This window comes from Empedobacter sp. EJD.6dd (genome assembly GCF_057369435.1).
Genome location: NZ_CM170667.1, coordinates 2658097 through 2671948, shown reverse-complemented (window position 1 = coordinate 2671948; position 13852 = coordinate 2658097). Strand labels below are relative to the sequence as shown.

Annotated in this window: 13 protein-coding genes; all 13 read right to left on the bottom strand. The window is 31.3% G+C overall.

Annotation, left to right across the window (positions count from 1 at the left end; translation table 11 throughout):
- Positions 1-81: 81 nt before the first annotated feature.
- Positions 82-2280: a PepSY domain-containing protein gene (locus AC2I98_RS12585; RefSeq protein ID WP_486412012.1), complete on the bottom strand. Its 2199-nt coding sequence runs from the start codon at positions 2278-2280 to the stop codon at positions 82-84.
- A gap of 9 nt (positions 2281-2289) precedes the next feature.
- A complete protein-coding gene (locus AC2I98_RS12580) occupies positions 2290-2772 on the bottom strand; it encodes a DUF2271 domain-containing protein (RefSeq protein WP_486412011.1) in 483 nt (160 codons plus the stop codon).
- A gap of 29 nt (positions 2773-2801) precedes the next feature.
- A complete protein-coding gene (locus tag AC2I98_RS12575; protein WP_486412010.1) occupies positions 2802-4265 on the bottom strand; it encodes an ankyrin repeat domain-containing protein in 1464 nt (487 codons plus the stop codon).
- A 179-nt stretch (positions 4266-4444) separates the two neighbouring features.
- Positions 4445-5056 carry a bifunctional phosphoribosyl-AMP cyclohydrolase/phosphoribosyl-ATP diphosphatase HisIE gene (gene hisIE, locus AC2I98_RS12570; RefSeq protein WP_486412009.1) on the bottom strand — a complete coding sequence of 204 codons (612 nt, stop codon included), beginning with the start codon at positions 5054-5056 and terminating at the stop codon, positions 4445-4447.
- Positions 5053-5805, bottom strand: coding sequence for an imidazole glycerol phosphate synthase subunit HisF (gene hisF / locus AC2I98_RS12565; RefSeq protein ID WP_486412008.1), 753 nt, complete (start codon positions 5803-5805; stop codon positions 5053-5055). Before hisF ends, hisIE begins: the two co-directional genes overlap by 4 nt.
- Before the next feature lie 119 nt (positions 5806-5924).
- Positions 5925-6644, bottom strand: coding sequence for a 1-(5-phosphoribosyl)-5-[(5-phosphoribosylamino)methylideneamino]imidazole-4-carboxamide isomerase (gene hisA / locus AC2I98_RS12560; protein WP_486412007.1), 720 nt, complete (start codon positions 6642-6644; stop codon positions 5925-5927).
- A 122-nt stretch (positions 6645-6766) separates the two neighbouring features.
- Positions 6767-7345, bottom strand: coding sequence for an imidazole glycerol phosphate synthase subunit HisH (gene hisH / locus AC2I98_RS12555; protein ID WP_486412006.1), 579 nt, complete (start codon positions 7343-7345; stop codon positions 6767-6769).
- A gap of 94 nt (positions 7346-7439) precedes the next feature.
- Positions 7440-8573: a bifunctional histidinol-phosphatase/imidazoleglycerol-phosphate dehydratase HisB gene (gene hisB, locus AC2I98_RS12550; RefSeq protein ID WP_486412005.1), complete on the bottom strand. Its 1134-nt coding sequence runs from the start codon at positions 8571-8573 to the stop codon at positions 7440-7442.
- Positions 8574-8613: 40 nt separating this feature from the next.
- Complete coding sequence (locus AC2I98_RS12545) at positions 8614-8970, bottom strand: four helix bundle protein (RefSeq protein ID WP_486412004.1); 357 nt, start codon at positions 8968-8970, stop codon at positions 8614-8616.
- Between the two features lie 193 nt (positions 8971-9163).
- Complete coding sequence (hisC, locus tag AC2I98_RS12540; RefSeq protein ID WP_486412003.1) at positions 9164-10207, bottom strand: histidinol-phosphate transaminase; 1044 nt, start codon at positions 10205-10207, stop codon at positions 9164-9166.
- Positions 10208-10318: 111 nt separating this feature from the next.
- Positions 10319-11602, bottom strand: coding sequence for a histidinol dehydrogenase (gene hisD / locus AC2I98_RS12535; RefSeq protein ID WP_486412002.1), 1284 nt, complete (start codon positions 11600-11602; stop codon positions 10319-10321).
- A 70-nt stretch (positions 11603-11672) separates the two neighbouring features.
- Positions 11673-12530: an ATP phosphoribosyltransferase gene (gene hisG / locus AC2I98_RS12530; protein WP_486412001.1), complete on the bottom strand. Its 858-nt coding sequence runs from the start codon at positions 12528-12530 to the stop codon at positions 11673-11675.
- A gap of 379 nt (positions 12531-12909) precedes the next feature.
- Entirely contained in the window at positions 12910-13797 is an 888-nt protein-coding gene (locus AC2I98_RS12525; RefSeq protein ID WP_486412000.1) for a T9SS type A sorting domain-containing protein, read from the bottom strand.
- Between the last annotated feature and the right edge of the window lie 55 nt (positions 13798-13852).

Genomic DNA, 13852 nt, shown 5'->3' with positions numbered 1-13852 from the left:
CACAGTTTGTGTGATACTACCAAAAATTCTGTGTACAATTATAATTTGTATTTGTCAAAGAAACCGAACTGACGAAAAATCTTAATAACAATCCGTCAAAAATTGTCCGTTTGTTTTAAAATCTTCAAATGATTTATTTAAATGTCCTTGACAAATTTTCTCTAACACTTTTTCTACATCATGTTGCATTGCTAAAGCTCCACAAACCATAATAATTCCTTTGTTTTGTAACGTTTCAGCAAAGAGTTTTGCATCTCGATGAACTAAATCCATTACATATTGTTTGTTTTCTTCACGAGAAAAAGCGTTGTGATAGCTTGTTAAATGATTCTTTTCAATTTGTTTTTTTGCAAAATCCACATATCCTTTTGTAGTAGGATTTAAATGTCGAAAACCTGTGTATAAATGCGTTTCGACTTTGTTTTTGTTCTCATCAATCATTCCGAGAAAAGGCGCAATACCTGTTCCGTTTGCAATCATTACAACTTTAGAAGCATTTGGGAATCTAAACGCTTTATTTTTTACGATTCTCGCTTTAATTGTAGAGTTTTGAGTTAAATTATACAAATATTGAGAACCTAATCCAAACTCGTGTAATTTCACGATTAATTGTAATTTATTATCAACTTTTCCAACCGAATATAAACGTTCTTTGTGATCACTTTCTGGATAAATAGCCAATAAATCTCCAGATTTGAATTTTTCTTTTACATCCAATAAAACAGAAAAAGTTGCATCTTGTTCGGTAACTTTAGATGTAGAAATTACGTTGACATTTTTCAATTTAGGAGCTTTACCAACATACATTGCTGGAGTTGTCGCTAACGGAATATTTGTTGCTTCTTTGAATAGAGTTACCCAATTAGTAAATTCTTCGGGTGATTTATCGTTGATTGTTTTCAAATCAATTAATCGAGTTGCCCATTTTTGGTCATTCAACCATTGGTCAACTTTGATGGCATAACCACAAAATTCTGAATAAGCACGAGAACCAAATCCAACTACAGAGAATTTTATTTCTTGTTGTTGTGGAAATTTTTCGAGTAAATGTTCAAATTTCTTTGCATTTGTAGGCGCATCACCAATTCCGTAAGTTGAGGTGAAAATGATTAAATGTTTTGCGTTTGGATAAACTTCGTATTGATTCATTTGAGCCATATACGATTTTTGTCCATTTGCTAAAATTTGTTTTTGAATTTTATTTGCAAAACCTAAAGTTGAACCATTTTCTGAACCAACTAAAAGGATAATTTCGGCTTCGTTTGCTGTAAATTTATTCTTACCGATTTTTGTACGCGTACGTTTAAACGTAATTACAAAACCAGAATAAATAAAGAAAAGTATATGAAGAGAAGCGATTCCTAAAATGATCGCCCAAACCATATTGGTACGACCAGTGTGCAAATCTAAACTCAACTTTTCGAAAACTTGTGCTTTTGAATAAAGTGTTTCGTTTTCTACTTTTCCATTGATTTGATTGACAGAAATCTCACGGTCATTCAATTTTATTTTATAAAATTCGTTTGGATCTTCTGGATCAAAAGGAAATTCTATTTTCTGAATATCTGCTAATTTTGTTTCCTTAAAAATTGCAAAATCTTTCGAGTCAATTTTCTTTGTATTTTCATCTGCAGATGAAGTAATTTCTGCAACTTCTGTTTTTGGATTTGAGATCATTTCGAACCGTAACATAAATAAATATGTTCCCGTTAATGAAATGATTAAAATTGGAATTAATAATAATCTTCCGCCCGCAACATGAAAATATTGTGCAAAAAAATCTTTGTTAATTTTCGCAAAGAAATGACGAATACCTTGCTGACGTTTGATGATTAAAATTGTTCCAGAAAATGCAATTAAGAACAATAAGAAAGACATTACACCAACTATAAAACGACCTGTTTCGTGTAAAAAAAGTGAGCGGTGAAGCGAAGTTACCCATTCGATAAATTCACTTTTTTTGATTGGTTCGCCTAATTTCTCTCCCGTTGTTGGATTGATATATTGTTTGAAATCATTTCCATCTTCGTCAAAACCTTCTAACGTTACAAATTGATTGTGATCGACATTTAATTCGATGATTTCGACATACTTTTTCTGTAAAGAAGGGATTGTTTCAGCCAAAGAAAGTTGATTAAAATTGTCAGCTTTGTAAGGTTGTGTTTTTTCTACAACTGGATCAATAGCCAAAATGACTCCTGTAATAGAAGCCATTGTTAGAAATAGAAACGATAAAATTGCTAAAGCAAGATGGGCATAACGCCAAATCGATAAAGTCATTTTTAAGTCTTATTGAGCTTTACTTAACTTTACATATCTTATATATCCTTTTCCATCTACTTTTTGTGTAATACCTGCAGTTGTTAAAGGAATTTCAACATCAGAAATGTGGTATTGACCATCCTCAACAGCAGATTCAAAACGTAATTTGTATCCTTTGTTCATTTTAGATTGGTCGATAGCAAACGTTGTGATACTACGATCTCCTGCAGCAACAGAAGCACCAGTAATACCGCTTAATTTTTCTTTTTTCTTTTTGTTGAATTTATCCCATTGTTTGAAACCGTTGTACCATTGTTTATCTGGTCCCATCATGTACAATGTTTTTTCGTATTGTCCACTTGGATTGATTAATGATACCACAACATAAGCCTCTAATCCTTTGTAATTAGACATTTGTAACATGCATTTATATTTTGCATTTTGTGCAAAAGTGAAGGCTGATAAACCTAAGAAAAGTGTTACAAATGTGATTTTAATTAAAGATTTCATTTTTTGTATTTTATTAAATTTTACAACGATTATTTCAAAAAGTCGATTGAAATTTTATTTTCTTTTAATGTTTCGTTTTCAGAAGCTAAATCATAAGCTGTTTCGTCAAACTCAGTTTTTAAGTCTTTTTTCGCTCCGATTGACAATAAATATTTTAAGATTGTATCATCTTTTGCGATTAAAGCTGCACGATGTAATGCCGTCATATTATCTTCATTTTGAGCATTAATATCTATATTTGATGAAGCTAAACTTTTCAATAAATTAAGATCGTTTTTAGCTACAGCAGCATGGTATAAAGTACTTCCGTCGGCTTGTGGAGCAGAAACATTTAAGCCATTTTTAGTTAGAATAGCAAGTTTTTCAGAGAATTCATTTGCGTTTTCTTTTTTGTATGAATGCACAAGGTAAATTCCTAAATTACCATCTTTTGCTTTAAAATTTGTTTTAGCTCCTTTCTCAATTAAGAATGAAACAACTTCTGGTGAACCTTTTTGCACAGCTGCAAATAAAGCCGTTTCGCCTTTTGCATTTACAGTGTTAATATCTTTTGTTTTAGCTAAAATTTGTTTAATTGCATCTAAATTACTTGATCCAGCAGCAATCATCAATACATTATTCCCGTCTTTATCAACAGTGTTTACGTCTACACCTTTTTCGATAAAATAGTTTACAATATCTTTTTGATCTTTTTTGTTGATGATATTATGCAAAACAGTTTCTCCATTTTCACCTTTTGCAGTAGGAGAAAGTTTTACTTCTTCGATTAGATATTTGTACGTATCTAAATTTGTTGAGGCAAAACGAGTTCCTTTAGAAGCAAAAATTAAAGCCGCATTTGTTGGTTTAGCTCCTTTTGCTACTAAAGATTTTAATAAATCGATGTTTCCATTTTTAGCTGCATAATCAAAAGTTGTGCGTCCAGCAGCATCCACATCTTTTAATGATAATCCTTTTGTAGTTAAATATTCCGTTAACTTTAGATCTTTATCATTTCCGATTGCTGTTAACAAAATAGTTTCTCCATTGCTGTATTTTTGCTTCGGATTAATTCCAGCTACAAAAAAAGCGTTATAAACCTCTGGATTTGTTTGTCCGTTACTTGCTGCAAAAGCTAATGGTGTAGCACCTTTATCGTCTGTACGATTAAGATCAGATCCTTTTTTGATCAAATAATTAATTAATTCTATATTTCCTTTGTTTGCTGCCCAGTGAATATATTGACGACCATCGTGTGTGTTTTTTGTAACGCTATTTCCTGGTTGATCAATCAAAAACTTAATTGTTTCGATATCTGCTCCATTATTTATCGCCATACTTACCACGTCATGATTTCCTCCATTGGCTTGAGAAGGATTATTCCCTTTTGTAATTTCAGCTTTTACAAGTTCAATTGTTGGATTACTTTTCCAAAAATCACCTTTTAATAACGAGTTGTCTTGTGCTTTTAAGAATGATGATAGGAGTAGTAATGTAACGAACAATTTTTTCATATATAGAAATTTAGAATATAATTATTATTTAGACCAATTTTAATTAATGCAAATCTAAAACTTTATTTATAATAATTCTAATGAATGTTCTTAATTTTAGTTAAATCTGAAAAACATCAGTTTTTTGGGAAAATAAATAAAGGTTACGAATTTGTAACCTTGTTTGAATTGAATAGTTTTTATTCGGGACGTCTTGGTCCATTTTCTCTTGATTTCAAAATGTTTTCTACATCTTCTAATTTGAAGCCTTTAGCTTTTAGAAGAATTAAATAGTGATACATTAAATCTGCTGCTTCGCCCAAAAATAATTTGTCGTTGTTGTCTTTTGCTTCAATCACAATTTCTACAGCTTCTTCACCTACTTTTTGAGCAATTTTATTGATGCCGCGTTTGTATAATTTGTTTGTGTACGAATCTGGATCATTGTCTAAATCTATTCGCTCGTTAATGGTTTGTTCTAATTCATAAATAAAACCACGATTCGAAACTTCGTTAAAACACGTTGTGGAACCTGTATGACACGTTGGTCCGAAAGGTTTTGCTTTAATCAAAATCGTATCGTTATCACAATCAATTGCAATCGATTTTACTTCAAGAAAGTTTCCTGATTCTTCGCCTTTTGTCCATAATCTGTTTTTTGAACGTGAGAAAAAAGTAACTTTCCCTATTTCTTGTGTTTTGTTAAACGCTTCTTCGTTCATATAACCCAACATCAAAACTTGATTGTTCAGGTAATTTTGAATAATAACTGGAACTAATCCATCATTACTTTTTGTGAAATCGACTTTCATCGTATCGGTATATTTTGTTCTTTTAAATAATTTTTAAGCATTGGAATCGGAATTTCACCAAAGTGAAAAATACTTGCCGCTAATCCGCCACTTGCTTTTGTTTCGGTAAAAACTTTGGTAAAATGTTCCATTTTTCCTGCTCCTCCCGAAGCAATCACTGGAATATTTACCAATTCGGAAACTTCTTTTGTGATATCAATCCTGAAACCTGCTTTTGTTCCGTCACCATCCATTGAGGTTAAAAGAATTTCACCAGCACCCAATTCTTCTACTTTTTTTACCCAATCTAACGTTTTCCGATCGGTTTCAATTTTTCCACCGTTTACAAAGACTTTTTGTATTCCATTTACATCACGTGTATCTACAGCAACAACCACGCATTGCGAACCAAATCGGGCTGCTAAATCTGCAATCAATTGAGGATTTTTAACCGCAGAAGAATTTACTGATACTTTATCTGCACCTGCTTTAATTACAACAGAAGCATCTTCCACTGAATTGATTCCGCCACCTACAGTAAATGGAATATTAATCGCTGCTGCAATTTTCTCGACCATTTCGGCTAAGGTTTTGCGTTTTTCTAAAGTTGCTGTGATATCCAAAAATACTAATTCATCAGCACCTTCTACCACATATTTTTTTGCTAATTCCACAGGATCCCCAGCATCGCGAAGTCCCTCGAAATTAATTCCTTTTACCGTTCTCCCATCTTTAATGTCCAGACACGGAATGATTCTTTTTTTTAACACAGTTTTAAATTTTTAAAGTGTTGAAGTGATTATGTTATTAAGTGTTTAAGTTGCTCACTAGAATATTTAAATAATTTAAAGACCTACTAACTTAAACATTTTACCACTTACTAACTTACTTACCCACTAATCAACGTAGACAAATCTTTTAATTGGATTCGTCCTTCATAAATCGCTTTACCTAAAATTGCGCCTTCACAACCTAATTCTTTTACTTTGATTAAGTCATCTATGGAAGAAACTCCTCCAGAAGCAATCAGTTTAACATCTGCTGCAGCTAAAATTTCTGTATACAATTCGTTTGAAGTTCCTTGTAACATGCCGTCTTTGGCGATATCTGTACAAATAACATAATCAATTCCTTTGGTTTTGTATTCTTGAATGAAATCAATAACGTCTAATTCAGAAGTTTCTAACCAACCGTGTGTTGCAATTTTACGGTCTTTTGCATCTGCTCCTAAAATGATTTTTTCACTTCCATATTGAGCAATCCATTCCTCGAATAAAGTTGAATTTTGAACAGCAATACTTCCACCTGTAATTTGATTTGCACCGCATTCAAAAGCAATTCTAATGTCGTCATCTGCTTTTATTCCACCACCAAAATCAACTTTTAAATTAGTTTTAGAAGCAATTAATTCTAAGGTTTTATAGTTGATAATTTGCTTTGATTTTGCACCATCTAAATCCACCAAGTGTAAATATTCGATGCCATAATCCTCGAATTCTTTTGCAACTTCTAACGGATTATCGTTGTATATTTTTTTTGTATCGTAATCACCTTGTGATAGTCGAACGCATTTTCCGTCGATGATATCTATTGCAGGGATAATTCTCATATTTTATAAGTTTTTATGTTTGTAGGTGTTTAAGTTTGTAAGTGTTTCAGTTATTAGGTTTGTAGGTAGTTAAGTTCGTTCTAGATTAACTTAAGCACTTAAAAACTTTACAACTTAATCACTTATAGCGATAAAAAATTCTTCAATATTTGTTCTCCTATTCCTGCTGATTTTTCTGGGTGAAATTGTGTTGCATAGAAATTATCTTTGTTTAAAGCTGCCGAATATTCAAGAATATAGTCTGTTTTTGCAATCGTGAAGTTTGATAATTCACAATAATAGCTATGCACATAATAAATGTCCGAATTATCTTCAACGTTATTAAATAAAGGTGTTTTTAAATCGTAAATGGTATTCCAACCCATATGTGGAACGATTTCGGTTGATGGAAATAACTTGACTTGAATCGGAAAAATTCCTAAACAATCAGTGTTTCCTTCTTCTGAATATTCGCACATCAATTGTTGTCCTAAACAAATTCCTAAAGTAGGTTGTTTTAAGTTTTGGATGATTTTATCCAAGCCTTTTTCTTTTAAGTATTTCATTGCAGAACTCGCTTCTCCAACTCCAGGAAAAATTACTTTATCCGCATTTTGCAAGGTTTCAAAATCGTCTGTAATCACCGCTTCATAGCCTAATCGAGTGACCGCATTGTAAACTGATTTAACATTGCCTGCGTTATATTTTACTATTGCTATCATTTTATTTTGAATGTTTATGTGGTTAAGTTTTGCAGTAGTTAAGATTCTATTTAACCAAAATTTTACCCTTACTAACTTAATCACTTAAAAACTATTATAACATTCCTTTTGTTGATGGTAAAATCATTTTTTCTGGATCTCGTTTTACAGCCACTTTAATTGCTTTCGCAAATGCTTTGAAAATAGCTTCTATTTTGTGGTGTTCGTTTGTACCTTCGGCTTTGATGTTTAAGTTGGCTTTTGCTCCGTCTGTAAACGATTTAAAGAAGTGATAGAACATTTCTGTTGGCATTTGACCAATCATTTCGCGTTTAAAATCAGCTTCCCAAACTAACCAGTTTCTGCCGCCAAAATCTATTGCTGCTTGAGCTAAACAATCGTCCATTGGTAAAGTGAAACCGTAACGTTCGATTCCTAATTTATTTCCTAAAGCTTGCGCAAAAACTTCACCTAAAGCAATCGCAGTATCTTCGATCGTGTGATGTTCGTCTACTTTCAGGTCTCCATCTACTTTAATCACTAAATCCATTTGTCCGTGACGTGCAATTTGATCTAACATATGATCGAAAAAGTGTAAACCGGTCGATATATCCGATTTTCCTGTTCCATCTAAATTTAAATCGATTTTGATTTTTGTTTCGTTGGTGTTACGAACAATTGATGCGGTACGATTTTGAAGTTTTAAGAACTCGTAAATTTCTTTCCACGACGTTGTTTTTAATGCAATCGTATCATTTAAACCTTCGTTATTTTTGATTTCTTCAGCGCCTAAAGTTTCATCATTGACAATGAAAATTCCTTTTCCGCCTAAATTCTGTGCTAACTTTACATCGGTAATTCGATCGCCAATTACAAACGAATTCGCTAAATCATATTCTGGATTGTTGATGTATTTTGTTAATAAAGCTGTTCCAGGTTTACGTGTTGGGGCATTTTCGTGGACAAATGTTTTATCGATGTAAATAGCTTTGAATTTTACGCTTTCGTTTTCAAACGCTTTCACGACAAAATTTTGAATTGGCCAGAATAATTCTTCAGGATTTGAAGGTGTTCCTAAACCATCTTGATTGGTTACCATTACCAATTCGTAATCTAATTCTTTCGCAATTTTTCCTAAATAGGTAAAGGCTTCTGGATAAAATTCTAATTTCTCGAAGCTGTCGACTTGATAATCTTCTGGTTCTAAGATTAACGTTCCGTCACGGTCTATGAATAGTAGTTTTTTCATTTTTTATGTTTGTAAGTGATTATGTGTTGAAGTTTTTAAGTTATTTATTCTGAATGTGTTTAATGTACCCCGCAATCATTCTTCCTACTTCTTCACTTTTACTAATCAAAATTTTAAATTCTTCTTCTGTTATATAATTTAAATCTTTAGAAAGTAAAAAGTAATATTTTAGTTCTTCTAAAGATGTATCTGAAATGTTATAAAAATGGATTTGATGAGCTTTCGTTTGTTTCTTATAACCTTCGACAATATTTGCAGGAACAGAAACTGCACAGCGTTTCATTTGACTTGATAATGCAAATATTTCTGATTTAGGATAATTTTCCACTGTTTTATAAACTTCTAAAACGAGTTGATGCGCTTCTTTCCATAAATTTAAATCATAAACTAAGCCCATAGTTATTTGGTTTTAAGATTTGATAGATATTAAGTTAAGAAAAATGTTTTTAAGTTTCTTAGTTTTTATGTTGGACAGTTGGTAGGTTTTGAAGTTAATGGGTTTTTAAGTTAGTACGTTTTTCAGTTAGTAAGTTAAAAACTTTCGTATTGAAATATATTTCAACTTAAACACTTAACAACATTACAACTTACTAACATAAACACTTAAGCACTCGCACCAACTTCCCATTTTCCTCTTCCGTTCCTACCGTTATTCTCAAACAGTTTTTACATAAATCATCGTTGTTACGGTTACGAATTACAATTCCTTTTTCTATCAATTGATTGTAACGATTGTTAGCGTTATCTACTTTAATTAAAATAAAATTGGCGTCACTTGGATAAATTTTTTCGACAAAAGAAATTTTAGTTAAGGCATTTTCTAAAACTTCTTTTTGTTCAATAATTTTTTGTGTTTGTTCCTTTATTTTTGAATAATCACTTAAAATTTCAATCGCTTTTAATTGCGTTAATTGGTTGATGTTATAAGGTGGTTTGATTTTATTTAAAACAGTTACAATTTCTTGCGATGCATATAAAATTCCTAAACGAATTCCGGCTAAACCAAAGGCTTTTGATAAAGTTTGGGTAACGATTAGGTTTGGATAATTGTTGATTTCTTCAATCCAAGATGGTTCAGTTGCAAAATCAATGTAGGCTTCGTCAATAATAACTAATCCGTTGAAACGATTTACAATTTCTAAAATAATTTCTCTTTTGATGATTTCTCCTGTTGGATTGTTAGGCGAACACAAGAAAATTATTTTTGTATTTTCATCCACTTTAGAGAAAATATCGTTGATATTGGGTTGAAAATCTTCTTCGTTTAATAAGGATTTTCGGTATTTGATAGCGTTTAAATTGGCTAAAACGCCGTACATTCCGTAAGATGGAGAAATCGCGATGACGTTATCTTTATTAGGTTCGCAAAACGCACGGAAAATTAAATCTAAGACTTCATCGCTTCCGTTTCCTAATAAAATCTGATCAGTAGGAAAGTTTTTAATTTCGCTTAAAATCGATTTTACATTACGTTGCAAAGGATCCGGATATCGATTTAATCCAGTATCGAAAGGGTTTTCGTTTGCATCTAAGAAAACGAAATCGTCATTTATTTCTTGAAATTCGTCACGCGCCGATGAATACGCTTTCATTGCTTTTACGTTATGACGAATGATGTTGTTGATGTTGAACATTTTTTTCTTTTTTGGGTGATAAAGTGTTTAAGTTTTTATGTGTTTAAGTCTTATTAGAAAGTTCTAGAATTTATCTTCTTTAACCACTTAAAAACCTATCAACTTAAAAACTTATTTCAAGTCTAATAATCTTAGCGTCACCGCATTTTTGTGTGCAAATAATTCTTCAGCTTCTGCCATTAATTCAATCGCGGGACCGATATTCTGGATTCCTTCCGAAGTTAATTTCTGAAACGTAATTTTTTTGACAAAACTATCTAAAGAAACACCCGAATAATTTTTTGCATATCCATTCGTAGGTAGGGTGTGATTGGTTCCTGAAGCGTAATCACCTGCCGATTCGCACGAATAATTTCCTAAGAAAACAGAACCTGCATTAATGATTTTATCAAGATAATTTTCGGCTGTTTTGCAAGCAAAAATTAAGTGTTCTGGTGCATAAATATTAGAGAAAGAAACACATTCTTCAATAGAATTAAGAACAATTCCTCTCGAATTTTCTAAAGCTTTTGCTGCTAATTCTTTTCTTGGTAAAACTTCTAATTGCTCATTAATTTCGACAATTGTTTCATTTAAAGTTTGCTGGTTAGTTGTTAACAAAATAACTTGTGAGTCAATTCCGTGTTCAGCCTGAGATAATAAATCTGCTGCGACATATTTAGGAACAGAAGTTTCATCAGCAATTACTAAAACTTCACTTGGACCAGCTGGCATATCGATTGCCACACCAAAATTTTGAGCCACTTGTTTGGCTGTCGTTACATATTGGTTTCCTGGACCGAAAATTTTATCCACTTTCTGAATTGTTTCTGTTCCAAAAGTTAATGCGCCAATCGCTTGAATTCCGCCAACTTTGTAGATTTTTTTAATTCCGATTAAGTTGGCTGTATATAAAATCGCAGGGTGAATTTTTCCTTCTTTATTGGGAGGTGTACACAAAATAATGTTTTGACAATTGGCTAATTTAGCTGGGGTTCCTAACATTAAAGTGGTTGAAAACAAAGGTGCTGTTCCACCTGGAATATAAATTCCGACATTTTCGATTCCACGAGATTCTCTCCAACAATTTACACCTTTTGTGGTTTCGATGATTTTGATTTCTTCGCGTTGCGCTTGGTGGAATTTTTCAATATTAGATGCAGCTAATTGTATTGCTTGTTTTAAATCTTCGGAAATTAACGTTTTAGCTTCTTCTATTTCTTCAGCAGAAATTTCTAACGACGATAATCTTACTTTGTCAAATTCTTCTGTAAAGTTGATTAACGCTTGATCTTTCTTTGTTTGAATTTTATCAAAAACATCTAAAACTATTTTTTGTAAATCTTGTGCTTCTTTTGTTGGTCGAGTTGTCAAAGTTGACCAATCTGAATATTGTGGGTTGATATATGTTTTCATTTTTATCGAATTACGGTTTGAGAATTACGAATTACGAATCAATCGTAAATTGTAAATCGTCAATCAAAAATTATAAAATCATTTTCTCAATTTCTAAGACCAAAATCCCTTCGGCTCCAAAGATTTTTAATTGCTCGATAATATCCCAAAAAGTATCTTCTTTGATGACAGTGTGTACAGATGACCAACCTTTTTCGGCAAGTGGTAAAACTGTTGGCGATTTCATTCCGGGTAATAATGCAATGATTTCGTCTAATTTTTCGTTTGGAGCGTTTAATAAGATGTATTTATTTTCCGAAGATTGTTTTACCGCCTCAATTCTAAATAATAATCGATTTAAAATAGCTTGTTTTTCTTCGTTTAAATTTTGATTAGAAATTAAAACTGCTTGAGATTCTACGACTGTTTCAACTTGTTTCAACCCGTTTGTTAATAAAGTAGAGCCTGTTGAAACGATGTCGAAAATAGCATTAGCCAAACCGATACTTGGAGCGATTTCTACACTTCCACCAATTTCTTCAATTTTTACATTGATTCCTTTTTCTTGAAAGAAGTTTGAAAGAATTTTAGGATAAGAAGTTGCAATTTTTTTATTGTGAAAATAACTTAAATCGAAATAAATTTCGTCTTTCGGAATTGCCAAACACATTTTACAAGCAGCAAAACCAAGTTGGCGTTCAATTTTAACTTCTTTATTTTTTTCCCAAACTTCGTTTTCACCAAGAATACCGATATCTGCTACTCCTTGTTCTACATATTGCGGAATATCGTCGTCGCGAAGAAATAAAACTTCAATAGGAAAATTAGAAGAATCAGTTCTTAATTTTCGGTTACTTGTAGAGATTTTAATTCCACAATCTTTTAATAATTCGAGAGATTTTTCACTTAATCTTCCACTTTTTTGAATGGCTATTTTTAATTTACTCATTTTTAATATTTTATATTATTAGTTTGAGTAAATCGAGGAAGAAAAATTCTGAAAGTCTTGTAATGGAAAATAAAAAATCCCGTTCGATTTACTCAAACGGGATTTAGATATATTATTTGACACATGTCCATATCACAATCAGCTCGCTTGAGTGCAAGTATGATGGTGATGATGATGGAATTGAATTGTGTACATTTTTTCTTTAATTGTTGTACAAATTTATAAAGTAAATTTTGATTGACAATACTTTTTTATGAAATTAGAAAATAAAATTATAAATGAATAGATAATTAATATAATATTCTATTTTTTCTTATTATTCTGTATTTGAATAAATAAAAACGAGATACAATCAGATGTATCTCGTTTTTGATAATAATTATTTTTTAATAATTTTTTGAATTGATTCTGATTTATCTGTTTTGATTTTAACTAAATAAACACCTTTAGTAAGGTGGCTAAGGTTTAATTTATTTGTATTTGTCTCTTTTAAAATTACTTTTCCTGTTAAATCTGTTACTTGAACAAAATCGATCTTTTCATTAGAGTTGATGTTAATGTGATCAATTACAGGATTAGGATAAACTGAAAGTTCAATTTTGTTATTATCAGTTAATCCTAAATTTTCTAAATCAATAATGTTAATGTTATCAACAATAAATCCTGAACCATAATTATCAAAATTGAAATCTACTTCTGTAATATCCTTATTCGAATTTGTGATTACAGATTCCTTTACTTTTTTATTGTCTAAAAAGTAGGTAACTTTTTTAGTTGTTAAATCAACTTCTGCTTTTACATTATACCATTTTTTAGGTATCCATGTGCCAACTGTAGTACTATTTTCCATGTCTTCGAAAGTTATTTCACCATCAAAGTAAAAAAGTAAACTACCAACTAAATCATAATCATTGTTTTCATTGTATAAAGCAAGTATTTCATAATTAGAACTTTCAATTTCTTCTAAATAGACATCGGCTGATATGGAGTATTTACGATATTTAGCAATAGGATATGCAATTCCTCCCCAATTGCCTTCTTCTATATCATCATATATAAGTTGTACCGCATTTTTACCATCACTTGCAAGTGTGTTAATTATTTTTGAGTGATCGTCAGAAACATAACCCCAATTGAACCAGTTTTTTTGATTATTTAAATTTCCGATTGAAAAACCTTCAGATTCTTCAAATGAAATTTTTTGATTTTGAGCATTAACATTTAATGATAAAAGAGCTAAAACTCCAAATAGTAAAATTTTCTTCATATAATATATTGTTTTTTTGAACCGACAAATATGATGATTTTATTTGATTATATTT